Origin of the sequence: Snuella sedimenti (assembly GCF_016428595.1) — a bacterium.
In the GTDB taxonomy this organism is placed as follows: domain Bacteria; phylum Bacteroidota; class Bacteroidia; order Flavobacteriales; family Flavobacteriaceae; genus Snuella; species Snuella sedimenti.
On record NZ_JAELVQ010000007.1, the window covers coordinates 142,951 to 168,598 of the forward strand.

Annotated in this window: 20 protein-coding genes and 1 tRNA gene; 12 read left to right on the forward strand and 9 right to left on the reverse strand. The window is 36.1% G+C overall.

Going from position 1 to position 25,648, the window contains the following annotated elements; translation table 11 throughout:
• The first annotated feature begins 413 nt into the window (after positions 1-413).
• Together JF259_RS07585 and JF259_RS07590 are read left to right on the forward strand one after the other, a co-directional pair.
• Positions 414-941 carry an inorganic diphosphatase gene (locus JF259_RS07585; RefSeq protein WP_199114709.1) on the forward strand — a complete coding sequence of 176 codons (528 nt, stop codon included), beginning with the start codon at positions 414-416 and terminating at the stop codon, positions 939-941.
• Positions 942-1,071: 130 nt separating this feature from the next.
• On the forward strand, positions 1,072-3,411 hold the full coding sequence (locus tag JF259_RS07590) for a sodium-translocating pyrophosphatase (RefSeq protein ID WP_199114710.1): 2,340 nt from the start codon (positions 1,072-1,074) through the stop codon (positions 3,409-3,411).
• Between the two features lie 84 nt (positions 3,412-3,495).
• Here the strand turns inward: JF259_RS07590 and JF259_RS07595 are convergent, their stop codons facing one another.
• The 3 genes from JF259_RS07595 to JF259_RS07605 form a co-directional block, all read right to left on the reverse strand.
• The gene (locus JF259_RS07595; protein WP_199114711.1) at positions 3,496-6,009 is read right to left on the reverse strand and encodes a S9 family peptidase; all 2,514 of its coding nucleotides are present in this window, start codon (positions 6,007-6,009) and stop codon (positions 3,496-3,498) included.
• Between the two features lie 253 nt (positions 6,010-6,262).
• Positions 6,263-6,877 carry a deoxynucleoside kinase gene (locus JF259_RS07600; RefSeq protein ID WP_199114712.1) on the reverse strand — a complete coding sequence of 205 codons (615 nt, stop codon included), beginning with the start codon at positions 6,875-6,877 and terminating at the stop codon, positions 6,263-6,265.
• Between the two features lie 4 nt (positions 6,878-6,881).
• Positions 6,882-7,634, reverse strand: a complete 753-nt coding sequence (locus JF259_RS07605) for a hypothetical protein (RefSeq protein WP_233164154.1) — start codon at positions 7,632-7,634, stop codon at positions 6,882-6,884.
• Positions 7,635-7,880: 246 nt separating this feature from the next.
• Between JF259_RS07605 and JF259_RS07610 the strand changes: the two genes are divergently transcribed.
• From JF259_RS07610 to JF259_RS07620, 3 genes are all read left to right on the forward strand, one after another.
• Entirely contained in the window at positions 7,881-8,717 is an 837-nt protein-coding gene (locus JF259_RS07610) for a GLPGLI family protein (protein ID WP_199114714.1), read from the forward strand.
• Positions 8,718-8,819: 102 nt separating this feature from the next.
• Positions 8,820-8,901: transfer RNA gene (locus JF259_RS07615), tRNA-Tyr, on the forward strand.
• A gap of 218 nt (positions 8,902-9,119) precedes the next feature.
• Positions 9,120-9,890: a LuxR C-terminal-related transcriptional regulator gene (locus JF259_RS07620; protein ID WP_199114715.1), complete on the forward strand. Its 771-nt coding sequence runs from the start codon at positions 9,120-9,122 to the stop codon at positions 9,888-9,890.
• Between the two features lie 371 nt (positions 9,891-10,261).
• Here the strand turns inward: JF259_RS07620 and JF259_RS07625 are convergent, their stop codons facing one another.
• A complete protein-coding gene (locus tag JF259_RS07625) occupies positions 10,262-10,504 on the reverse strand; it encodes a hypothetical protein (protein WP_199114716.1) in 243 nt (80 codons plus the stop codon).
• Between the two features lie 77 nt (positions 10,505-10,581).
• Positions 10,582-10,860 carry a hypothetical protein gene (locus JF259_RS07630; protein WP_199114717.1) on the reverse strand — a complete coding sequence of 93 codons (279 nt, stop codon included), beginning with the start codon at positions 10,858-10,860 and terminating at the stop codon, positions 10,582-10,584.
• A 113-nt stretch (positions 10,861-10,973) separates the two neighbouring features.
• Between JF259_RS07630 and JF259_RS07635 the strand changes: the two genes are divergently transcribed.
• Positions 10,974-11,276 carry a helix-turn-helix domain-containing protein gene (locus JF259_RS07635; RefSeq protein WP_199114718.1) on the forward strand — a complete coding sequence of 101 codons (303 nt, stop codon included), beginning with the start codon at positions 10,974-10,976 and terminating at the stop codon, positions 11,274-11,276.
• A gap of 22 nt (positions 11,277-11,298) precedes the next feature.
• Here the strand turns inward: JF259_RS07635 and JF259_RS07640 are convergent, their stop codons facing one another.
• Positions 11,299-12,588, reverse strand: a complete 1,290-nt coding sequence (locus JF259_RS07640) for a UDP-N-acetylmuramoyl-tripeptide--D-alanyl-D-alanine ligase (RefSeq protein ID WP_199114719.1) — start codon at positions 12,586-12,588, stop codon at positions 11,299-11,301.
• Positions 12,589-12,680: 92 nt separating this feature from the next.
• On the reverse strand, positions 12,681-14,369 hold the full coding sequence (gene gldJ, locus JF259_RS07645) for a gliding motility lipoprotein GldJ (RefSeq protein WP_199114720.1): 1,689 nt from the start codon (positions 14,367-14,369) through the stop codon (positions 12,681-12,683).
• A 263-nt stretch (positions 14,370-14,632) separates the two neighbouring features.
• Here gldJ and porU point away from each other — a divergent pair, with 263 nt between their 5' ends.
• The 4 genes from porU (at position 14,633) to JF259_RS07665 (ending at position 22,744) form a co-directional block, all read left to right on the forward strand.
• Entirely contained in the window at positions 14,633-18,514 is a 3,882-nt protein-coding gene (porU, locus tag JF259_RS07650) for a type IX secretion system sortase PorU (protein WP_199114721.1), read from the forward strand.
• A gap of 103 nt (positions 18,515-18,617) precedes the next feature.
• Positions 18,618-19,826 (forward strand): type IX secretion system outer membrane channel protein PorV, encoded by a 1,209-nt coding sequence (gene porV, locus JF259_RS07655; RefSeq protein ID WP_199114722.1) that lies wholly within the window; start codon positions 18,618-18,620, stop codon positions 19,824-19,826.
• A 293-nt stretch (positions 19,827-20,119) separates the two neighbouring features.
• Positions 20,120-21,118: a pyruvate dehydrogenase (acetyl-transferring) E1 component subunit alpha gene (gene pdhA, locus JF259_RS07660; RefSeq protein WP_199114723.1), complete on the forward strand. Its 999-nt coding sequence runs from the start codon at positions 20,120-20,122 to the stop codon at positions 21,116-21,118.
• 3 nt (positions 21,119-21,121) lie between these two features.
• The gene (locus JF259_RS07665) at positions 21,122-22,744 is read left to right on the forward strand and encodes a pyruvate dehydrogenase complex dihydrolipoamide acetyltransferase (RefSeq protein ID WP_199114724.1); all 1,623 of its coding nucleotides are present in this window, start codon (positions 21,122-21,124) and stop codon (positions 22,742-22,744) included.
• 71 nt (positions 22,745-22,815) lie between these two features.
• Here the strand turns inward: JF259_RS07665 and JF259_RS07670 are convergent, their stop codons facing one another.
• Both JF259_RS07670 and JF259_RS07675 read right to left on the reverse strand, forming a co-directional pair.
• Positions 22,816-23,091: a DUF4242 domain-containing protein gene (locus JF259_RS07670; protein ID WP_199114725.1), complete on the reverse strand. Its 276-nt coding sequence runs from the start codon at positions 23,089-23,091 to the stop codon at positions 22,816-22,818.
• Between the two features lie 28 nt (positions 23,092-23,119).
• The gene (locus tag JF259_RS07675; RefSeq protein ID WP_199114726.1) at positions 23,120-23,494 is read right to left on the reverse strand and encodes a group I truncated hemoglobin; all 375 of its coding nucleotides are present in this window, start codon (positions 23,492-23,494) and stop codon (positions 23,120-23,122) included.
• A gap of 465 nt (positions 23,495-23,959) precedes the next feature.
• On the opposite strand from JF259_RS07675, the gene JF259_RS07680 reads away from it, so the two are divergent.
• Positions 23,960-24,910 carry a M28 family metallopeptidase gene (locus JF259_RS07680; RefSeq protein ID WP_199114727.1) on the forward strand — a complete coding sequence of 317 codons (951 nt, stop codon included), beginning with the start codon at positions 23,960-23,962 and terminating at the stop codon, positions 24,908-24,910.
• The gene (locus JF259_RS07685; RefSeq protein WP_199114728.1) at positions 24,910-25,593 is read left to right on the forward strand and encodes an SDR family NAD(P)-dependent oxidoreductase; all 684 of its coding nucleotides are present in this window, start codon (positions 24,910-24,912) and stop codon (positions 25,591-25,593) included. The genes JF259_RS07680 and JF259_RS07685 overlap by 1 nt, the downstream gene beginning before the upstream one ends.
• The last annotated feature ends 55 nt before the right edge of the window (positions 25,594-25,648 follow it).

Consider the following 25,648-nt stretch of genomic DNA (forward strand, 5'->3'; position numbering starts at 1 on the left):
AAAAGTGTCGAATTCTGAAGCGGATTCTGTTTTAAGAAATGTATTATTTGTTGTGTTTGTATCGGCAAATTCAAAATTGGGGTCTAAGTTAACTTTCGTTACTTCTTTTTCTTTTACGAACGTTTTTTTGATTTCGTATTCATTTCAATATGCTTTACTTGGAGCACTGCTAGTTGTCCTATTAAGTATTAGGTGGTGTTATTAGGTTGTCGATAGGTTCAAATTTTCCTTGCCAGGGAAGATTTTGCCCGTAAGTATTGCAAATAAGTAACAAGGCTAATAGCCTAAATGAATGATGTCGCATGCTGTTATGGGTTAGTAAGGCAATATAACAAAATAATAATATAAAACGATGCTATTTTTGTTGTTTAAAGTCTAAGTGTTCAGTACATTTGCAAGCCTAAAATTAAACTATGAGTAAGAAAGCATCCTTAACATTCGATGTGTTAATTGAAATACCAAAAGGTAGTAGAAATAAGTACGAATACGATTTTACATTGCATAAGATACGTTTCGATCGCACGTTGTTTTCATCTATGATGTATCCAGGTGATTATGGGTTTGTTCCAGAAACACTAGCGTTAGACCAAGATCCGTTGGATGTTTTGGTTTTAGGGACCGAACCAACTTATCCAATGGTCGTTATGGAGGTAAGGCCGATAGGAGTATTTCATATGGCTGATGAAAAAGGACCAGATGAGAAAATAATCTGTGTGCCGGTTTCTGACCCTGTATGGAGTAAAAGAAAAGATATTTCTGATTTGAATCCCCATAGATTGAAAGAAATAGAACATTTTTTTCAGGTGTATAAGGATTTAGAGAAAAAGAAAGTAGATGTAGGAGGTTGGGGAAATGCCGACGAAGCTGTTAAGATTTACCTAGAGTGTGTAAAGCGTTACGATGAAAGTGCACACAAGAAAAAAAGAACATTTACAATCTAATTAAGGGATTAATAATTTTACTGTAAAAAAAATGAACCATCTTAAATTTAAGGTGGTTTTTTTTATCACTTATATTTTCCTATTTTTAGCCGAATTAAAAAATAAATAATTTTTAAACCAACTAATTAATATGGAATTAATAGTAAAATTTTTACCGCTTTTTGGTGTTTTGGCACTAGCGTTTGTATTTATTAAAAGTTCTTGGGTATCGAAACAAGACCAAGGCAATGAACGGATGATTAAAATAGCAAAGAACATTGCTGATGGGGCCATGTCCTTTTTAAAGGCTGAATATAAGATCTTATCAATTTTTGTCATTGCTGTTGCCATTTTGTTATACTTTAAGGGAAATTCGGAAACAGGATCAAATGGTATGGTTGCAGTATCTTTTATTGTAGGTGCTATATGTTCTGCACTTGCCGGATTTATAGGAATGAAAGTCGCTACCAAAGCAAATGTTAGAACTACCAGTGCAGCTAGAAACTCTTTAGGTAAAGCTTTAGAAGTAGCTTTTGCAGGTGGTGCGGTAATGGGATTAGGTGTTGTTGGTTTAGGTGTTTTAGGATTGAGTGGTTTGTTTATGGTTTATCAGAATTTATGGCCTGGACCAGAAAACTTAACTATGGTGCTTAACGTACTTTCAGGATTTTCATTGGGAGCTTCCTCAATTGCCTTATTTGCGCGTGTTGGTGGGGGTATTTATACTAAGGCAGCCGATGTAGGAGCCGATTTGGTTGGAAAGGTCGAAGCGGGTATCCCAGAAGATCATCCTTTAAATCCTGCTACCATTGCCGATAATGTAGGTGATAATGTGGGTGATGTCGCAGGAATGGGTGCCGATCTATTCGAATCGTACGTAGGTTCTATAATTGGTACTATGGTATTGGGAGCATTAATAACCACTACGGATTTTGGTGGTTTAGGGGCTGTATATTTGCCTTTGGTATTGGCAGCAATCGGTATTATTATGTCTATTATAGGTACCTTTTTTGTAAAAGTAAAAGATGGCGGTTCACCCCATAGAGCATTGAATATAGGTGAGTTTGGATCAGCTGGGTTAATGGTTGTTGCTTCCTATTTTATTATTGAGGCTTTTATTCCTGAGTCATATGTCTTTAAAGGTGTAGAATATACATCTATGGGCGTGTTTTGGGCAACAATTGCCGGATTGGTAGCAGGGTTGCTTGTAGGTAAGGTAACCGAGTATTATACTGGTACAGGAACTAAGCCTGTAAATGCTATTGTTAGACAATCGGAAACGGGTGCTGCTACCAACATTATTGCAGGGCTAGGAACCGGAATGATGTCTACTATGATACCAATTCTTTTAATAGCATGTGCTATTTTAGTGTCACATCATTTTGCAGGTCTGTACGGTATAGCAATCGCTGCTGTGGGTATGTTAGCGAATACAGGCATTCAGTTGGCGGTTGATGCATATGGACCAATATCAGATAACGCTGGAGGTATAGCAGAAATGGCTGAGTTACCAAGTGAGGTGCGCGAGCGTACCGATAAATTGGATGCTGTTGGTAATACTACGGCAGCCATTGGAAAAGGTTTTGCCATTGCTTCGGCTGCTTTAACCGCTTTGGCTTTGTTTGCTGCATTTATGGAAACAGCAAATGTTACGGCTATTGATGTGTCTCGACCAGATATTATGGCTGGTTTGTTAGTAGGAGGTATGCTGCCATTTGTATTTTCGGCTTTGTCGATGAATGCGGTGGGGCGTGCTGCAATGGCAATGATTGAAGAAGTACGTCGTCAATTTAATGATATACCTCAGTTAAAAGCAGCTTTAGGGATTATGAGAAAGTATGATTCCGATATGAGTAAGGCTTCAAAAGAAGATCGTGCCATATTTGATGCTGCCGATGGTTATGCTGAATACGAAAAATGTGTAGCTATTTCTACGCAAGCTTCTATAAAAGAAATGGTATTGCCAGGTTTATTAGCTATTGCTGTTCCTGTAGCAGTGGGCTTTATTGGAGGTGCCGAAATGTTAGGAGGCCTTTTAGCGGGTGTTACTACTTGTGGTGTGTTAATGGCTATTTTCCAGTCGAATGCTGGAGGAGCATGGGATAATGCAAAGAAAACTATTGAAGAGCAAGGCAGAAAAGGTACCGATGCACATAAAGCGGCTGTTGTGGGCGATACTGTAGGAGATCCTTTTAAGGATACATCGGGGCCATCATTGAATATTTTGTTAAAGTTGATGTCGGTAGTGGCCCTGGTAATTGCCCCTAGTATTGCTTTGTCTCCAGATGCAGTAACAGCTTATGTAACTAATAGTAATGATACAGCTACTGAAATTGTTGAGGTTTCAAAAGACGTAACGACAGATGTGAATGTAAACGAAAGTGGTACTGAAACGGTTGTTTATAGATCGTTGGAAGTGAAAGTACAAGAGGGTGATGCTTTAAAAGTTTCTGAAACTGTTCAAGCAGTAGAAACTGGAGGAGAGTTGTAAGATAAGTAAGAGATTGCTTAATAAAACAAAAACACGCCTCTTGGGCGTGTTTTTGTTTTATTGGATATTTGTGTTTTTTATCCTTTATCCTTTTTTAGGGGTATCCCTATTCATTTCTGTAATGTCGGTGCTGGTAGCTTCAATACCCAGCAAATGCTTACTAAAATAATCGGCTTTTAGCCAAAAGAAATATTCTGTCATCTTACCAAAGCCATGACGTTGTCCAGGCATAAGCATAAAATCAAAACGTTTATTGGCTTTGATTAAGGCATCCGCCACCCTAATGGTCGAGCCCGGGTGTACATTGTTGTCTATATCGCCTGTAACTAGCATAAGTTTGCCTTTTAGGTTTTTAGCCAGCGATTGATTTTTGTCAATGGCGTATTTATAAGAGATTTTACCTTCTGCATCTTTTTCTTCTTTTATGCCGTGATGGGTTTCACTCCACCAACTATTATAAATGGTATTGTCGTGATTGCCAGCAGAAGACACAGCTACTTTAAAGAAATCAGGATAAACCAGCATGGCAGCAGTAGACATGAAGCCCCCTCCTGAGTGTCCGAAAATACCAACTTTATCAATATCAATAAAATCGTATTTATCAGCCAATTGCTCGGCTACATATTTTTTATCGGCTAATCCGTAATCTCTTAAATTACCATAGCCATAAGTGTGGTACCATTTCGATCTATCTGGGTGTCCGCCCCTGTTGCCTAGGGTGACAACAATAAAACCAACTTGGGCCATTCTGTCTGTTCTGTTCATGCTTACGGAAAACGATTTACTAACAGCTTCAGTTTGTGGTCCTGGATATACATATTCTATTAATGGGTATTTTTTTGTTTCATCGAAATCAAAAGGTTTGTACATGACACCATATATATCGGTAATGCCATCATCGGCTTTCATTTTAAAAGGTTCAGGAAATTTGTAACCTGTAGCCATAAGTTGTGAAAGGTCGGCTGTTTCCAAATTCAAAATGATCTGTCCATTATTATCTCTTAATTCTGATTTGGGAATTGTGTTTACGCGAGAATAATTGCTAACAAAGAAGCTATTGGAATCGGACACACTAATGCTGGTATTATAATCGCCTTTGTTTAAGTTTTTAAATCCAGAACCATTTAAATTGATCTTGTATAAATGCGCATAATAAGGATCTATATCTTTATTAACACCATTTGCGGTAAAGTAAAGCGTTCGTGTTTTTTCATCGATGCCTTCAAAGTTATCCACGTGAAACTCGCCGTTTGTTATCTGATTTTTTAAGTTTCCGTTGGCATCGTATAAGTAAAAGTGCGCCCAGCCATCACGTTCGGACCAATGTAATATTTCGGTTTCGTTATTAAATAAAACGATGTCTCTTTTCTCAATGTAGGTGTTAAAGTGTTCGCTGATAAGTGTTTTTACTTCACCTGAGCTAATATCTGCTACATGAATGTCTAATTTTTTACGATCACGGCTAACGGTATTGAAGTAAATCTTATTCTTTTTAGATAGTAACAATCTTGGTTTATGTTTGCTTGTGTTCGATTTTTTATACCGGTGTGCATAAACCGATATGCTTTGTTGAACAGCCGTGTCTATTTTAACTGTTGTAACTTCTTTAGAGGGCATATCAAAAACCAAAAGATTGGTTTTGTAAAACTCCTGTTCTCCTGCCATATGGTATTTATAGGTTTCTAACGAAGGACGGCTGGAGGTAACGGAATTGATTACCCATAGGTCTTTAATGTGCCTGGAGTCTGATTTTTGAAATACAAATTTTTTAGAATCGTGGGACCAAAAGCCGTAAATGGATTCTCTTTTGTCTTCTTCTTTCTTTTCTTCTTTATCGCTAAAGGTTCTATGATTGCCACCATAGCCAAAATGTTTTACACCATCGGTTGTCCATTGGTGCTCTACAATGGTTGAGTCTTTAGGATCCTTTACAGCTTTTAAAAAATTGGCTTTGTCCATCCAAAATAGGTTGTAGTTTTTAGAGAACAGAACGATAGTGCTATCTGGGGCTACGTTGGCCCATTTTTCCCATTCTTTTTTGGGTTCTTTTTTGTTATTCAATACAGTTAAGGAATTACTGCCTAATTTGTATTGAAGGTAGTATTCCTTTTTTTCCATTTTAGGTTTTTCCTTTTTTTCTTTTTTTGTTGAAGTGGAGTCTTTTTGAGTGTCTTCTTTTTCCTCTTTAGCGATTTCTACTTCTTCGGTGGATGTAACCCTAAAACGAATGGCAGTTTCGTTATTTACAAATTCAAAATCAAAGCGGGGTAAATGTTTTGCGGTATATGGGTCTTTGGTTATTTCGGTTAACCATTTGGCCATTTTAGCGTTATCAAACAATTTTGTTTTGGATTTTTTATCGGCATCTACCAAGTAGTAATTAGAACCTTCGGTGGTTTTATATTGGTACCAAAAGCGGTTGCCGTTTTTTAGCCAATGTGGTGTAACCGTAGTGGAGTGTACCAGTTTTGCTAGGTTTTTGGGAGAAAACTTAGCGGCTAATCTATAATTAGGCGATGGGGTTTGTTGTGTTTCTTCTTGAGAAAATAATACATTGCAGCTTATAAATAAAGCGATAATAAGAGAAGTTTGTTTCACACGTTTAAATTTTAGTAATTAATTGATTTTATTGTAATTATAAAATTAAGAACGTGTGCAACCACTCCTTACACTCGTTCTCTCATTAAAAATTTTAAACATTTCCTTTTGTGAAGTAATTTTTAAAATTTCTTAATGCTCGTTTCATGACTTTAATATAAAAGATAAGGTCACGAAAATAATAATTATCTCATGGGAGGTTTATAATTAAATGTTAAAGTAAATGCTTTGTGTGGTTTGAGGATATAAACAATTAAAATAAACCGTTGATTTCGGCATCTATGGTATTGATAACGTTACCCAAATCTTCCGGATTGTCAACAAAGTTTAATTTATCCACATCTACTATTAATAATTTGCCTTTAGTGTATCCGTGTATCCAAGCTTCGTAACGTTCATTTAATCGGCTTAGGTAATCTATGCTAATGGAGTTTTCGTATTCACGACCTCGCTTATGGATTTGAGATACTAAATTAGGTATTGAACTCCTTAGATATATTAATACGTCGGGGCCTTGAATTAAGGATTCCATTAAGTCGAAAAGTGATTTGTAGTTTTCGTAATCGCGATTGGTCATTAACCCCATAGCATGTAGGTTAGGAGCAAAAATGTGTGCGTCTTCGTAAATAGTTCGGTCTTGAATAATATCTTTTCCGCTTTTGCGAATTTGTAATATTTGTCTAAAGCGGCTATTTAAAAAATATACTTGCAGGTTAAAACTCCAGCGCTCCATTTGATTGTAAAAATCGTCCAGGTAGGGGTTATCTACCACATCTTCTAGTTGTGACTCCCAACCATAGTGTTTAGAAAGTAATTTTGTAAGCGTTGTTTTTCCGGAACCAATATTTCCTGCAATCGCAATATGCATAGTGTTAGTTAATTAATATTTGGTATTCACTTAGGGTTTTGTCATTGTAAATATACAAGGTTTCATTCGTTACAAAAAACTGTTTTATTAATAATTTTGGAGTTATGATCGGACGGAATACCTCAGTATTTTTCTTTAAAAAATAGAGCGAATTGTCTTTTTTTAAAACAAGGTTGCCATTAGTTTCGACCATTGAAGTAAAGCCGTTGTTTTTAATCTTTTGTACGAGGCTACCAAAATAATTGTATACATATAAATGGGTATTGGTAAGTGCCCAGCAATAGTTGTAATTACTTTTTAAGTCAATAACAGTACTTGCTATAGGTACGGTTTTGGTTCGTGTGGTGTTGGTTTTGTAATCGTACAGTTCAAGTTGTTGGTTGTCCTGATTAAAAACCCAGAGCGTATTGTCATATCCGGTAGAAACATGCGAAATACTTTTATAGGATGTTATGTTATTGAAGTCTATTTTAAATATTTCAGCGAGGCGGTTGTCAAGAATTACAACGGTGTTAAAGGCTCTATAGAATATATTTATTTTTAATGGGTTATAGGCGTTTACGGAGGTAACATCTCCTAATTGAATATTGCTGTAAGTAATTGTTTTGTTGGAATCTTTTTTTTCTAGAACAGATGTGTTTAAAAGGTAAAACGTTTTAAAATTATCTATGCCTACAAGGGTTTCAGCTTGTAAGTGCGTTGTTTTTATAAACTTAGTATCAATTGGTTGTTGGGCACTTATGGTAAGTGTCAACATTAATAATAAAAGGTTAAAGTGTCTCATGCGACTTGAAAAATACAAAATTCAAATCATATTTGGAATGCATAACTTTTTGGTAATCTTATTTATTATACTATTATGTTGAAATGCTTAGGGCATAGCAAAATTAGTTTAAGGAAGATTTTAACAGGTCTTAATTAAACCAATTCAAGATGGTAATGTCTAAATAAGAGTAAAAAACTGTAGTTTTAGACACTATTTAAAAATCAAATCCTTTTTCCTATGCACCTTAAATATATAAAACAGCTAACGGTATACACTTTATTTTCAATAAGCTTTATTTCTTTTGCCCAAAAAGATTTCCAAGGAAAAGCATATTACGAAACCAAAGTGACTTTAGATATGGATAATTTTGGAGGGGGCAACTTGTCTGAAGAACGTAAAAAAATGATAGCAGATAGAATGCGAAGTAGGCTAGAGAAAACTTATGTTCTTACCTTTAATCAGTTCGAATCTTTGTATAAGGAAGAAGGGCGTGCAGATGACAATGCACCAAGTTGGGGTCGTTTTGGTATGGCTGGGAATGTAACACAAGGGCCTGAATATAAAAATATAAAAGCATCCAGATTACTACAGGAAAACGATCTTTTTGGAAAGCAATTTTTAATTGATGATGTATTACCTGAGTTTGAATGGAAGCTGGAATCAGAAACCAAGACAATAGGGGAGTATCTTTGCTTTAAGGCAACGACCGTAAAAAAAGTACCAGAAAGTATGTTTGGTTTTGGTAGGAGAAGCAGGGAGGGGAACCGTTCCCAAGAGAATGAAGGCCAAGAAAGAGAAATAACCGTTACAGCTTGGTATACACTGCAGGTGCCATTGCGTCAAGGTCCTGGGGATTATTGGGGCTTGCCTGGTTTGATTTTGGAAATAAATGAAGGAAGGAATACTGTCTATTGTTCAAAACTAGTATTGAATACCAATGAAATATCAGAGATAGAAAAACCCTCTAAAGGGAAAAAGGTAACCAAACAAGAATACGATGCTATTGTAAAAAAGAAAATGACAGAAATGCGTGAAATGTATAGACGTGATGGAGGAGGAGACAGAAGGCGCTAAGTTGTTTTGAGGTAAGTTTTGTAGAAATTAAGTGTGATCGTAATTTTTGTTGATTTTTATTTTGTACAGTTCAATAACAATGATATATTTGCGCTCGGTTTTGGGGAGATACTCAAGCGGCCAACGAGGGCAGACTGTAAATCTGCTGACTATGTCTTCGCAGGTTCGAATCCTGCTCTCCCCACAAGAAACAAAAAAGCAAGCCTAAAGAGCTTGCTTTTTACTTTTAAGATAATGCTCTTCTTGATTGTAGTCTAACATAAGGTGTGTTTTCCATACATCAAATTGTTGATTCGATTTCTTAACAGTATTTTGCTTGTTCATTGTTCGCGTTAATTTATATCTTTAGGTTTCTTTTGTGTAAAGAAAATCTGAGGAGACTTTATTATTAAATAATAAATTATGATTGTAAGTGATATAAGGAACAAGTATAAGGATATTTTTAAGTCGTACGATAGTCCTTCGTTAGAAGAGCACATTCAAAAAATTATTGAGCTGGATGTATATTTACCGTATAGTTCTACTTTTTTCTGTATTACCAATACCCAAGACCTTAGCTTTGAATATGTAAGTAAGAACATGAGTGCTTGCTTAGGTTTGGATAAAGATATGCTACTAACAAGGGGAATGCGCTACTTTTGGAGTCGAATGCACCCTGATGATGTTGAGCAATGGCTGCAGGCTCTCAATGAATTGATGGCGTTTACATTAGAACATATTACAATTCAAGAAAGGAACGCAATGAGTTATACATGGAATTATAGGGTGAAGAACGGTAGGGACGAGTATGTTAATGTAATTCAAAATACAACACCGTTGGAGTTTGATGCTAGTGGTAAGCCCATTATAGGATTGGCCCATTATACTGTGTTAGACCCTAAAATAAAGTTACAAGTTTGTGCTACTGCTAAAAAGTTAAATGATAAAAACGAATACGAGACCGTTTATTTCAATAACTTTTCACAAAAGTTGTTGTCCGAAGGAATAAGCAATCGAGAGCGGGACATTATAAGGTTATTAGTTTTAAATTACTCCAGTAAGATCATTGCCGAAAAGCTTAATATTAGTTCGAACACGGTAGATACCCATCGTAGGAACATTCTAAAGAAATTAAACATTTCTTCAACAGGCGAGCTTATAGGCTTACTTAAAATGAATAACCTTATCATATAGGTTTTTTATAGAGAATGTAGAATCTTTATTATAACTATTGTAAAGCGTAACGCCTTCCTTTAGTGAGGTAACCTAAAAATACTCAAATTGAGTATTGTACTTCACGTATAAGAATTGGAAATTTACTAAGCTATTAATTAATTCTTAAGGAGAATTTGTTACGAAAGGAGTGCCTTTATAATTGTTTTTAAAATACTATTGTAAATGGTGCTTCTTTTCTTTGTAATATGAAGTCCTGTTTAAGATAAGGGCAGTAATTTGTATATCCACTTGATAAAGATAAGTCTCCATTACGGAGACTTACTTTTGGTTATCTACACTTTTTAAAATATATAGTAGTAACCGGGTGACTAACTAAAATAATTGCTTTGTTACCAAAACTCAATTGCTATATTATTGTTGCCTTGTGCCTTTAGGCTTACGTTACTAGGTACCTCTTGACAGAGTTTCGCTAATTGAATAATTTGGTGTTTCACCAATGGTTCGTTAACTTGTGTAACGAGACCATTTTCAAAACCGAGAAGTTGAGCTGGTGTGTCTTTTTGAATTTCGGTTTTAAAGATGTGTCTAAAACCGTCTTCAATCTTTTTGTGATGCTTCTTTTTGATTGCCATTTTGTTGATATTAAGTAGGTTATGTTTAGATTATCGAAATGTCGAAAAGTAATAGTATGAGGCTAATGAAAAAACACCTATTCCATACGTAAATTATCTTTTAAGCGATTTGAAACCGTTTTGTATTCATTTGCTATTTCTACAATAGCATTAAATACCAAAATATTTTTGCTAATGCCCCCTTTTATGTTTCTAACAGATTGCGAGTCGGTATATATACCTTGTCTTTTAAGTTTTTGAATAACAAGCGAAGTATACTCTTTTGGAAGATGATTTGTAAGTAAATCGCTTAAAGTATCGCGCTCTTTTTGGGAGCGAACATCATATAATGCATATAATTTGTTTAAATTTGTCATTATTTGTATAATTTTATGTGATGTGTTGAATGAAATTACATACAAATATATATAAATAATTAAATAAAATGTAAAAAAATTAATCATTTTTATAATTTATAATTGTTCCAAATATGCAATTCGACGAAAAACTGAAACAATTAATTAAAAGCAAGTATGATAGACTGGGCGATTTGGCCGAAAAGTTTGAGATGAACTATAGTCAGCTTTCACAATATGTTAATGGTAAAAAGGTGTCTATTGAATTTTTGAATAAAATCATTCAGGAATTTCCAGAAGTAGACCTTAATTGGTTGCTAAGGGACGATGAAGATATGGTGCAAGAACATTCGGAAGCCTATAAAGTTATATTAACCAACGAGCAAATTGTTAATAGAATTGAAATGTTGCTAAAAGATTTAAAAAAACAAATGTAAACTCTTTAGTATGTATTCACGTTTAAGCCACATTAAAAAGAGCTATAATTCGTTCCAAAGCCATGCCTCTTGATCCTTTAACCAAAAAGGTTGTATCATTCATTAGAGAGGGGTCAAAGTACTTTTTAAAATCTATAAACGATTTGAATTTCATAGCTTTTTTCGAATCGATTTTAGATCGATTAAAGTTTTCCCCAATAAAAATAAGCCTATCAATATTTAATGAAGTAGCCAGGTCTATAATTCTTTGGTGTTCTGTTGCTGCACCAGCACCAAGTTCGAACATGTCTCCTAAAATAGCTGTTTTGCTTCCAGATTGCTTTTCCAAATTAAGCAGGGCAGCTTGCATACTGGTAGGATTGGCATTGTAGGCATCGAGAATTATTTGGTTGGTGCCCTTAAGGATAATTTGTGACCTATTGTTGGTAGGGGTGTAGTTTTCTATAGCCGTTTTAATGGATGTATCATCTACTTTAAAATAATTCCCAATTGCTATAGCAGCAGCTATGTTGTTAAAATTGTAATCGCCAATGAGCTGACTGTGGATTTCCTTATTGTTATAAAGACACTTAACATACGGCAGAGCACTTATAAAGTCAATTTTAATATTAGAGGACGAATGAGTATTCCCAAACGAAAAGGTATTTGCTTTTATGGTTCTTTTAATTTGAATAGAATCATTGGCATTTATAAATATGGTCTTGTTGTTTTTAATTAAGTGGCTATACATTTCACTTTTTCCTAAAATAACACCCTCAACACTTCCGAAACCTTCTAAATGGGCTTTTCCAAAATTGGTAATATAACCATAATCCGGTTTTGCGATAGTGCATAAAAATGCAATTTCCTTTAAATGGTTGGCGCCCATTTCTACAATACCTATTTCTGTGTTTTTGTCCATCGATAAGAGTGTTAAAGGGACACCAATATGGTTGTTTAAATTTCCAAGGGTTGCAGAAGTATTATATTTTCTGGATAAAACGGCATTTATCAATTCTTTGGTCGTGGTTTTTCCATTGCTTCCAGTAAGTGCTATAATGGGAATATTTAAATACGTTCTGTGAAAAGTAGCTAAGGCTTGTAGTGTTTCAAGAACGTCTTTAACTAAGATTGTTTGGGGAGAGGTATTATACGTCTTGTCATCTATAATAGCATAAGCAGCACCATTTTTAATGGCTGATTCTGCATAAGCATTACCATTAAAATTAGGGCCTTTAAGAGCAAAGAACATAGCATTTTTAACAATCGTCCTTGTGTCTGTACATGCCGAATGGCATTGAAGAAAAAGCTGGTGTATCTTATCTATTTTCAAGTCTGAATAATCTAAATATTTGAAAAATAAAAATATTAAAAAAGTCCCAACTTGTGTCAGGACTTTTTTTATGTTATAAACAAAACTGTTATTTAGTTTTTAGTTTTGTGCTTTCTTTTGGTTTTGGAGCCTACTCTAGACATAGCACATCTAAAACCAATATAATCTGTAGCCATATCTTCAGGGTAGTAACGTCTTTGTGCAGGATCTAACCAGTACTCTCGGTCTTTCCATGAACCTCCTTTGTATACTCTTACTTTATCGTTAATTAAAGAAGTTCTGGAGCTGCTTTTATCGTATTCCCGTATTAAGTTTCCTAATGAATCCCTTTCAACGCGATGTTGTGGAGAGTTATACATTTTTCTGGTTTCAGTTTCTGTATTACGTTCTTCTTCCTCATTAAAGCTTTCAAAATACCTAGAAGATCTTTTGTCTCCATCTCTAAAGTTTATTTCGTTGCTTCTGTCGAAATTGGTTCTCAAGTATGTTTCGTTTTCATCTACAGGAACTTGTAAAATTTCTCCCGGTAGATTTCTTGCTACTAATCTACCAGTAGATAAAGTGTCATAAACAATATCTTCTGTAGTAACCACTTTAACAGTACCATCTTCATCAATGGCGTTTTTAGTGTAAATGTTACCACGGTAGTAGTTAAAATCGTTAAATTCATCATCAACAATGGGTCTGTAAACATCGGCAACCCATTCAGCCACATTACCGGCCATATCGTATAAACCATAATCGTTAGGATCGTACGATTTTACTTCGTTAGTAATGTCGGCGCCATCGTCGGACCATCCAGCTATTCCGCCGTAATCTCCTTTTCCTTGTTTAAAGTTAGCTAATTGGTCGCCACGAACACGTCGTTTTCCAGCACGTGTATATTTACCGTCCCAGGGGTATTTTTTACGTCCGCGATACACATTGTAGCTTCGTATTTCACTCAAACCTAAGGCGGCATATTCCCATTCTGCTTCAGTGGGAAGCCTATATTTTAGAGGAATGACTCCAGTTTCTCTTTTTGCGTAAATGTTAACAGGGTTGCCATCTGCATCTACTTGGGCATTTCTATTTCTACCTCCCTCTGGATTAATAACCTCTTCGTTTCCTCCATAGGTTAGTGTTGGGGCATTAATGTAAGTATCGATATTAAAAGTAGCATCGGCAGATACATCGGTAAGATGAGATCCTCTTTTAGTGTAACCTTCCTTTTGTAAGGCCATTTCCCCTACACGGTCTGAGCGCCAGTTGGCGAACTCAACAGCTTGTATCCAACTTACCCCTACAACAGGATATTCGGCATAACCCGGATGGCGTAAGTAGTTTTCGGTCATGATTTCATTAAACCCTAAACGGTTTCTCCAAACTAAAGTGTCGGGAAGGGCACCGTTATAGATTGCTCTAAAATTCTCATCCGTTGGAGGGTAAACACGTTTAATCCAATCTAGATACTCAAGGTACATAACATTGGTAACCTCAGTTTCGTCCATATAGAATGACTGTACGTGTTGTTGGTTGGGAGTGTTGTTCCAATCGTGCATCACATCGTCATTAACACGCCCCATTGTAAAGGTTCCACCTTCTATAAAAACAAGACCCGGAGCAGTTTCCTGCTCTGAAAAACTTGTGTTGTATTGAAAGCCGCCTTCTCTGTCATTTATTTGCCATCCTGTAGCTCTTGAACTGTTTTTAGAGCTTGTTGATTTTTTACAGCTTAGAGCCGCTAAAAACAACATTAGGACCAACAGCGTCTTGATTGTTAATACTTTTTTCATATCCATACGTTTAAGTAAGCTAAATATTTTTGGTGCTGCAATATAAGAATTAAACCCAAGATAGCAAGCGAATTTTTGCATTTTGACTAAAAAAACGTGTATTTCATCCTGTTTTTGCAGCATTACGTCGATGATTTTATCGATTTTAAAGATGATTTAGTGTTCTATAAACGTACTTTTTACTAAATTATTATTGTATTTTTGATACATATTTTAAAATTGTTGCTTTTTGTTTATACAAATATGGCCTCAGAGACGTTATTTCACTAATGAAGCAAAAAATATCACTTTTACTTTTTATTATTTCTTTTTCGTTGTTTTCGCAACAAAAACGGTTTGACATTGTTTGGGATGGCGTTCAAGTGATTTCTGGAGGAACCTATAAAATTAAGATCCCTGCTTTTAATCACGAAAATTTTAGTTATAGTTTTGAAGAAGGATTGCAATTTATTGCACAATGGGAAACATTACGAACTGTTAGTGAAAGTTCGGTAACATTGAGCAATGTTGCGTACGAATATATTTCTAAACAGGATTTAAGGGATTTGGATTTGAGTAAGATTCCTAATGCGTTGAATTTTAGTTTAAAGAATTCGAACGCTAGAGATCAGCTATATGCATTTTTAGAATTGTCGCCTATTATAAAAGAGGCCAATGGCGTTTATAAAAAGGTAGTATCCTTTCAAGTAAATTATAAAGAAGGGAATGATACGAGTCGTAATGCCTTAAGTAAGATGGCTAATTCAAAAGGAATAACGAATTCCGTTTTACGTTCGGGATCATGGTATCGATTTTATGTCGACACAACTGGCGTTTTTAAATTATCTAAGAACTTTTTGCAGGAATTGGGGGTAAATGTTAATGCAGTTGACCCAAGAACTATTAAGATATATGGTAATGGCGGACAGATGATTCCCTATGCCAATTCAGAACCTTATCCGTTGGATATAGTCGAAAACGCTATTAAGGTCGTTGGAGAAAGTGATGGTGAATTTAACAATGCCGATTATATATTGTTTTATGCTCAAGGACCGAAAGCGTTTAATGAAGAAAGCAATACCCATATTAATTGTTATACCGATAAAACGTATTATTACCTTAATATAAGCTCTGGTTTTGGAAAGCGTATTCAGCCACTTGTTCAACCAGCAGGTGCCATTGATATGGCAATAACAACCTTTGAAGATTATAAGTTTCATGAGGTTGATGAACATAACATTGCTTTTATGGGAAGACGTTGGTTTGGTGAACGTTTTGATATAGATAACAACAGAATATTTACGTTCGATTTTCCAGATTTAGTCGTTTCCGAACCCATACAGCTTAAAGTTTATGCCGCTTCAGCTTCTTCCACACAAAGTGCCATGCAAATTAATGTTAACGGTGTTTCAGTAGCAAACTTAACAGCGCCAGGAGCTAATCAACCTAATTTAGCAAGAGACATTTCGTTTATTGGAGATGTTAATGTAAATACATCTAAAATAGATATAAATATTAGTTTTGATAACCTTGGAAATCCAAGTGGCTTGGGATATTTAGACTATGTGTCCATTCAGGCCAAAAGGTTATTAAAGTTTTACAATAAGCAGTTTCAGTTTAAGAATAGTGCCGTAGCTTTAACTTCGGGTATTGGACAATATACCATAAATAATACAGCACAACTTTCAGAGATTTGGGATGTAACAGATTTATATAACGTGACTGGTCTTGAAAATACCGATGCGACTTCTAACCTTAGCTTTACAGTTCCGTTAGGAATGTTAAGAACCTATGTTGCAGTAACACCTTTAGATTATTTTGAGCCTAAAATAGATGATAATAGATCAATTTCTAATCAAGATATAAAAGGTGCCATCTTTTTAAGTGATCAAGGCGTATTTCAAGATATAGACTACATTATTGTATCTCCCAATAACATGCTTAATGAAGCCGAGCGTCTGGCTCAGATAAACCGAGATCAGTACGGCTTAAATGTTAAGGTTTTGGGGCTAGATGAAATTTATAATGAGTTTAGTTCTGGAAACCAAGATATTGGAGCTATAAGAAATATGGTGAAATATGTATACGATAATGCAAGCGTACCTGAAAAACGCATAAAATACCTGTGCTTATTTGGGGACGGGTCGTTCGATTATAAGGACAGGATTCAAAACAACACAAACATAGTGCCTTCTTGGTATGCTTACAATAGTTTCAATTTAACCAGTTCGTATGTGTCTGACGATTTTTATGGTATGATGGATGCTAATGAAGGCACCATGGCAACAAGTGATAAACTAGATATAGCAGTAGGTAGGATATTGGTAGAAACACCACAACGCGCAAAAGAAATGGTAGATAAAGTAGCATTGTATTATGCAAAGGAAGCTTTTGGTAGTTGGCGTAATAATTTCGTGGTAGTTTCTGATGATGTTGACGAAGATTGGGAAGGTGTTTTGCAAAAAACAACAGATAGTATTGGTAATGTTGTTGCTCAGGAAAAACCATTCATAAATGTAACAAAAATTCATTCCGATGCCTTTAAGCAAGAGTCCAGTGCCGGGGGTGAAACCTATCCACAGGTCACAAAAGAATTTGTTGATGCAGTCGATAATGGTGCCTTGGTGCTAAATTATTTTGGTCATGGAGGAGAAGATGGCCTGGCCAGTGAACGTATTTTGTTAAAGCCAAATGTACAGGAGTTAAGGAATTTTTGTAAGCTTAATTGCTTTGTAACAGTAACTTGTGAATACACGAAGTTCGATAATCCATTTAGGCAAACAGCAGGAGAATTTACTTATTGGAACAAGCAAGCTGGGGCTATTGGTCTCATTACTACAACCCGGCAAGTATTTGTTAATTTTGGGATTAGATTCAATATTGTTTTAGAGGAGTATCTGTTTTCGTTTAGTAATAATGATTCGTTTAATGATGACGAATACCCTACCATGGCCGAGGCATTACGATTGACGAAAAATGATCCTCAGATTTCAAATTCCAGTCAGAAACGATTAGTCTTTTTTATAGGCGATCCAGCCATGAAGTTGGCATTTCCAAAGCCAAACATACGACTCACAAAAATTAATGATGTTCCCATAACGCAAACTACAGATACATTAAAGGCTTTAAGCTATGTAAAACTAGCGGGCGAAGTTACCGATGTATCCGGAAACGTATTAACAAATTATAATGGCGCACTTTCCACGACCATTTACGACAAATCGATAAGCAGGGAAACATTAGCGAATGATGGAACACGATTAAATGGAACATTGGTAAAGCTTGATTTTTCAACATTGGGAGAAATTATTTTTAGAGGTCAGGCATCAGTTACCAATGGACAATTTGAGTTTGATTTTGTTGTGCCTAAGGATATTGGAGTGCCTGTTGGATTCGGTAAGGTGAGCTTTTATGCTAAAAACGAGGCTTTATTGCAAGATCAGGCCGGCGCAAGTATTAATACGGTAAAGATAGGAGGGGTAAACCAAAATGCAGCAGAAGACAATATTGGCCCGGTAATTACATTGTATATGAACGATGAAAATTTCGTGTCGGGCGGTATTACCAGTGAATCACCAACTTTATTGGCCAAATTAGAAGATGCTAATGGTATTAATACAGCTAGTGGTATTGGTCATGATATTGTAGCTATAATCGATGGCGATGAAACCAATCCCTTTGTATTAAACGATTATTATCAAACCGAATTAGACGATTATCAAAAGGGTGTGGTTAGCTATCCATTTAGGGATTTAGAACCCGGGCTACATACCTTAACCCTAAAAGCTTGGGACGTATATAACAATTCTTCGGTTGCTGAAATTCAGTTTGTTGTACACGATAAAGACCAAGAGTTAGTAATAAACAATGTGCTTAATTATCCTAATCCTTTTGTTAATTATACAGAATTTTGGTTTAACCACAATAGTTTAGATCCTTTAGACGTTTCTATACAAGTGTTCACCGTTTCGGGAAAGCTGGTTAGAACCCTAACCGGGCAAACAAATTCGGGACTTAAAGCAACAAGTTCCCTGTCTAGGGATGTTGTTTGGGACGGTAGGGACGATTTTGGAGATAAAATAGGAAAAGGTGTTTATATTTATAAACTTACAGTGTATTCCAAACTATTGAACAAAAAAGTGGAAAAGATAGAGAAACTTGTAATTCTTTAAAATAAGAAATGCTATTGTGCATATAATCGACAATTTTAGCAGGTTGAAGAAATAAAGAACAGGTTTTAAAATAAAAATTATATTTGTTAACTAAAATTGATTTATGAAGAATAAGATCCTACTGCTATTTGTGTTTGCTTTTGTTGTGAAAATTGATGCACAAGAAACAATCATTACATCAGGAGAAGATAAAAGAGTTATAACAACAGGGATGCCCTTTGGACTGATAGCTCCAGATGCTAGAGGAGCAGGCTTGGGAGATATGGGCGTAGCGACATCGGTAGATGCCTTTTCACAGCATTGGAATCCGTCTAAATATGTGTTTTCTGAGACAAAATCGGGCTTTTCAATAAGTTATACACCCTATTTGAAAAAATTGGTAAACGATATAGGGATTGGTTATTTGACTTATTTTAATCGTTTGGACGAACGTAGTGCATTTGCAGCTAGTTTAAAATATTTTGGATTAGGTGAGATAGAATTTATTTTAAATGAAACAGATCAGCCTAATATTCAAAAACCTAATGAATTTGCATTGGATTTATCGTATGCCCTGAGATTATCAGATCAGTTTGCTATGTCCGTAGCTATGCGGTATTTGCGATCCGATTTAAGGCTGAACTACGACAATAGCGATGCGAGTGCAGCAAATACATTTGGAGTAGATATTTCTGGGTATTACCAAAGTGAAGAAGAAGTATATAACGATTATAACGGTCGCTGGCGTATGGGGTTTGCCATTCAAAATGTAGGGCCAAAGTTTAAGTACGATGACGGAGGACAGGATAATTTTCAACCTACAAATTTGAGGTTGGGAGGCGGATTTGATTTTATTTTTGATGATTACAATACAATTGCAGTAACCCTTGAAGTTGCAAAATTATTGGTTCCTACACCGCCAGTTATAGGGTTCGATGATTTAAATGGTGATGGACAACAGGCTACCGATGGGAGTGAGCCTGAATATATTATCAAAGGTAAATCGCCAGATGTAAACTTTTTATCAGGTGTATTTCAGTCGTTTGGAGATGCTCCAGATGGTTTTAGTGAAGAGTTAAAAGAATTTACATGGGCACTAGGGGCAGAATATTTATACCAAGATGCCTTTGCATTTAGAGCAGGGTATTTTAATGAAAGTGAAGAAAAAGGTGCAAGAAAGTTCTTGGCTTTGGGAGCGGGATTTAAATACAATGTTGTTAATGTTGATATGTCATATTTGTTTTCAACTTCTAAAGTGCAAAGCCCTTTGGAAGGGACTTTGCGTTTCTCTTTAACCTTTAACATTGGAGCAGGAGAATATATGGAATACTAGTATGGTTAAAATAAAAGTATAACAAAAAGCCATTGCATTGCAATGGCTTTTTGTTTTTGTGACGATGGATTGGGCGAAAAGACGCCTTTTAGGTTGTTATTTTTGAGTTGAAATGGCAATATGTGAAATTCTTATTTTTTAGGGTTTACTTTTTGTGAAAAGCAAAAATGAACTTTCTATAACGTTATAGTTTGTAATGTTAAAGTTATAGAAGCTAATTTTTATAATATTCAGTTTTTCATTAATATCTAAAGTATTACTTTTGTTGTTCGTTTATTTAATTAACGTTGAAAATGCAAAAAATTACAAAAGAGGTTTACCTTAAATGGTATGAAGACATGTTGTTCTGGAGAAAGTTTGAAGACAAACTTGCTGCAGTTTATATTCAACAAAAGGTTAGAGGATTTCTTCATTTATATAACGGTCAAGAAGCTATATTAGCAGGAGCGCTACACGCCATGGATTTGACCAAGGATAAAATGATAACAGCTTATAGAAACCATGTGCAACCCATAGGGATGGGAGTTGATCCCAGACGTGTTATGGCTGAGTTGTATGGTAAAGCTACCGGAACGTCTCAAGGTCTTGGAGGTTCGATGCATATTTTTTCAAAAGAACATCGTTTTTATGGTGGTCATGGTATTGTTGGTGGACAAATTCCTTTAGGAGCAGGTATTGCCTTTGGTGATAAGTACCATGGTAGTGATGCCGTAACCTTGTGTTGTTTTGGTGATGGTGCTGCACGTCAAGGTTCGCTACATGAAACCTTTAATTTGGCTATGCTATGGAAATTACCTGTTGTCTTTGTTTGTGAGAACAATGGTTATGCGATGGGAACCTCTGTAGAACGTACAGCAAATCATACCGAAGTTTGGAAATTAGGTAAAGGTTACGAAATGCCTTGCGGCCCTGTAGATGGTATGAACCCTATTAAAGTTGCAGAAGCGTTCGATGAAGCAATTCAACGTGCCCGTCGTGGTGAGGGGCCAACATTCCTTGAGTTGAAAACATACCGTTATAGAGGGCATTCTATGAGTGATGCACAACATTATAGAACAAAAGCAGAAGTAGAAGAATACAAGAAAATTGATCCGATAACGCAGGTTAAGGATATTATACTTGAAAAGAAATATGCTACTGAAGCCGATATTAAAGTAATTGACAAGCGCGTAAAGGAAAGAGTGGCTGAGTGTGAAAAGTTTGCTGAAGAATCGCCATTCCCAGACAAGAACGTGATGTACGATGTTGTTTACGAACAAGAAGATTATCCATTCATACAACATAAATTATAAGCTATGGCAGAGATTATTAATATGCCGCGTTTAAGCGACACCATGGAAGAAGGTACTGTTGCTACTTGGTTAAAAAAAGTTGGGGACAAAGTTGAAGAAGGCGATATTTTAGCCGAAATTGAAACAGATAAAGCAACTATGGAGTTTGAGTCGTTTTACGAAGGTACCTTGCTCCATATAGGTGTACAAGAAGGCGAAACAACAAAAGTGGATGCGCTTTTGGCTATTATAGGTGATGAAGGAGAAGATGTTTCGGCTTTGTTAAGTGGATCTGGAGAAGTGGCTTCAACGCCTGAAGCACCCAAAGAAGAACAACAAGTAGAGAATACTCAAGCAGAGACTGTAGATGTAGATATACCAGAAGGTGTTGTGGTGGTTACTATGCCACGTTTAAGCGACACGATGGAAGAAGGTACTGTTGCTACTTGGCTTAAGCATGTTGGGGATACGGTTGAAGAAGGTGATATTCTTGCTGAAATAGAAACCGATAAAGCAACTATGGAGTTTGAATCTTTCCAATCTGGAACATTGTTGCACGTTGGGCTGCAAGAAGGCGAATCTGCTAAAGTAGATGCCTTGTTGGCTATTATAGGGCCAGCGGGAACAGACGTGTCGGCTGTGGCGAGTAATTTTAAAGTAGCTGGAGCATCAGCAAAAGTAGAGGAAGCGCCTAAAAAAGAAGCGGCTCCTAAGGTTGAAACACCTGTTTCAAAACCCGCTGCTGTAGCTGTTGAAGCACCAAAGGCAGCAACTCAGACAACAGCTTCAAACGGTAGGGTATTTGTTTCGCCTTTAGCTAAAAAAATAGCAACAGAAAAGGGGATCGATCTAAATCAGGTACAAGGTTCTGGAGAACACGGGCGCATCATAAAACGCGATATAGAAAACTTTACACCAGTTACACAGTCAGCTGCTACTGTAGGTAAATTTGTGCCAGCTGGACAAGAAGATTTTGAGGACGTGCCAAATTCGCAAATGCGTAAAGCAATAGCGAAAGCATTAACAAACTCCAAATTTACGGCACCACACTACTACTTGAATGTAGAGTTCGATATGGAAAATGCCATTGCATTCCGTACCCAGTTCAACTCTATTCCAGATACTAAAATATCGTATAACGATATGGTGGTTAAGGCTTGTGCTTTAGCGTTAAAACAGCATCCACAGGTAAACTCACAGTGGTTTGCTGATAAAATGCGTTTGAACAACCATGTGCATATTGGGGTAGCTGTTGCAGTACCAGATGGTTTGGTTGTGCCTGTTGTAAGGTTTGCTAACGAGCAGTCTTTACCTCAAATAGGTGCAGCAGTTAAAGAACTAGCTGGTAAGGCTAGAAACAAGAAATTAACGCCAGCAGAAATGGAAGGTAGTACCTTTACCGTTTCTAATTTAGGAATGTTTGGCATTGATACCTTTACATCTATCATTAACCAGCCAAATTCAGCTATTCTTTCGGTTGGGAATATCGTAGAAAAACCAGTTGTAAAGAACGGACAGATTGTTGTGGGGCACACTATGAAATTATCGTTAGCTTGCGATCATAGAACCATTGATGGCGCTACAGGAGCACAATTCCTTCAAACATTAAAAGGATACATAGAAAACCCTGTAACCATGCTAGTGTAAAGCATGGATTAGGATAAAATTGCAATAATGAAAAAACCTGTTTCAATTATTTGAAACAGGTTTTTTCATCGTTATAATTCGGCAGTTACTGGATCTATTACTGTTGCAACTTCATTAATAGAACTAATAGGGAAATCACCCTGTTTTGCATGTTCTTCTATTAACGCTTTATTGGGTGATATGTATACACAGTAAATTTTATCACCTGTTACATAGCTGTGTAACCAGTTAATTTGTGGCCCTAGGTTTTCTAAAACCTTACACGAGGTTTGAGAAATACTTTTAAGCTGTTCTTGCGTTAGTTGCCCTGCTCCAGGCAATGCTCTTTCAATTACATACTTTGGCATGACATCAATTGTTTTAGTTAATACATATTTATTTCGCGATTATCATCCCTTTAAGGGACCATAAAATAGCTAATACATCCTTTTTTGTGTCCTCATCTATGGCGTTTTTGTCTAAAGCCATAAAAATATCGTCTATTACATGCATGTATTCTTCGGGGTTTATATTCATTCCGGTGTGGGCGGTTATCATGTCCCTGCCCGAATAAACAGCTGGGCCGCCACTACCAGCGTTGAAAAAGTCTATGCTATGCTGTTTAATGGAGGCAAGGTGTTCTGGGCGCTCTTTGTAAGGAAGAAAACGTGCATTGATTTTTGGGTTGTTCATATGGTTTTCAATAGCATCATCTACAATAGAAGCGATACCATCACTGCCTCCTAAGCGATCAAAAAGTGATTTGCTCATAATTTCGTGTTTGGTTGTACTTTAAAGTAGGCATCAGTTATGAAAAAGGAGCGTATACTTAATCTATTTATATTAAAGAAAACTTTAGTTTATTTGAGTTTAATAAGCGTTTGCAATACCATTTTCAAATAAAGTAGGATAGTATCCTAAGTCCTTGTTTCTGGATTTGTAATAGGATGTATACAAATTAGTGATTTTTAATTGGTTGTGCAATAATTGTGAGAGGTTTGTTAATAAAGTAACTTAAATTTTAACTTGTAGGTTGTAGTTTTTATCTTTAAGCGATAATAAAGAAGTGGTTTAACCTTTTTGGATTGAAGCGAAAATTGATTGGATTTGTGTCCAGATAAAGGTTTTTTGAGCCGCATAGCAGGGCTACGTGACGATAAAAAGACAAGATGCCGGTGCAAAGCGGCAATTTTTTAGCCAATTTGTAAAAGTTTAAATTATTTCAAAATAATAAACATGAGACATATTGTAATAATACTTATTTCAATCCTTATTTGTAGTTGCAAGGTAAGTAAGGGAAGCGACGTTGTAGACAATTCTAAAATTATAACAGATTCAAATGTAAGGAAGTTGTTGACATATTTGGCTTCAGACGAACTGGAGGGCAGGAAAACAGGAACAGAAGGCATTGAAAAGGCAGCCGTGTTTATAGAAAATGAGTTTAAAAAGTATGAAGTAAAACCGTATTTCAAAACCTATCGGGATAGTTTTAATTTAAATGGTCTTATAGGTTATAATATTGTTGGGTATATTGAAGGTGTAGATCCGAAATTAAAAAATGAATTTGTTATTTTGGGAGCACATTACGACCATATTGGTGTAATACATCCTGTTGCGGGAGATAGCATTGCAAATGGGGCTAATGACGATGCCTCGGGGACAGTGGCCGTTTTAGAGTGGGCTAGGTATTTTTCGAAATCGAAAAGCAATAAACGAAGTATCCTTTTTACCCTATATTCAGCAGAAGAAATGGGGCTTAAAGGATCGGGGCACCTTGCTAAGCGACTTAAATCAGAGAATATGAATTTGTACACCATGATAAATTTTGAAATGATAGGTGTAGCAAGAAATGCTAATGAACCAATGGCGTTTATTTCAGGTTATGATAAATCTAATATGGCAGAACGGTTAAACAATTATGCCGGTAATGAGATTATAGGGTTTCTTCCATTGGCCAAGCAACACGATTTGTTTATGCGTTCTGATAATTATCCGTTTTATGAAATTTTTAAAGTACCCGCACATGCAATTGCTACCTACGATTTTACGAACTTCGATTATTACCATCATGTAGACGATGAGGTGGAACAAATGGATTTGAAACATATGGCACGCTTTATAAAACAAATGATTCCTGGTTTGGAGGGAATGATAAATGCGGCAACAAAAGAAATAACATTGAATTAATGCAAAAAAATATAATTATTACGGGAACAAGTCGAGGTATCGGCTTTGAGTTGGTAAAACTATTGGCTAATGCCGGTCATAGGGTTTTGGCATTGTCTAGAAACGATAAGCCTGTTTCAGAGCTTAAGTTGGAAAATGTAACTGCGCTCACTTTCGATTTGAGTAAGCAGGTCGATTATACCAAGGTAACAGATTTTATTAAGGATAATTGGCAGCAAGTAGATGTTTTGGTTAATAATGCGGGATTGTTGATGAATAAACCTTTTTCAGAATTGAGCATGCAAGATTTTGAAGCGGTCTATAAAACCAATGTGTATGGGGTAGCCGAGTTAACGCGTACGGTTATACCGTTTATGGAAAAAGAAGGTCATGTGGTTACCATTAGTTCTATGGGAGGTGTGCAAGGAAGTATGAAATTCCCAGGATTGGCAGCATATAGCTCTAGTAAAGGAGCCGTTATTACTTTAACCGAACTGTTGGCCGAGGAATATAAGGAAACCGGGCCGTGTTTTAATGTTTTGGCATTAGGAGCCGTACAAACCGAAATGTTGCAAGAGGCTTTTCCAGGTTATCAGGCTTCAACCACAGCTTTAGAAATGGCCGAGTATATTCAAAATTTTGCCCTTACAGGAAGTAAATATTACAACGGAAAGCTTTTGCAAGTGTCTAATTCGACGCCTTAAACGAGGTGTTTTTTTAGTTTAACAGAAACGTTAAGCCCAAGGCAGTAGCACCGCT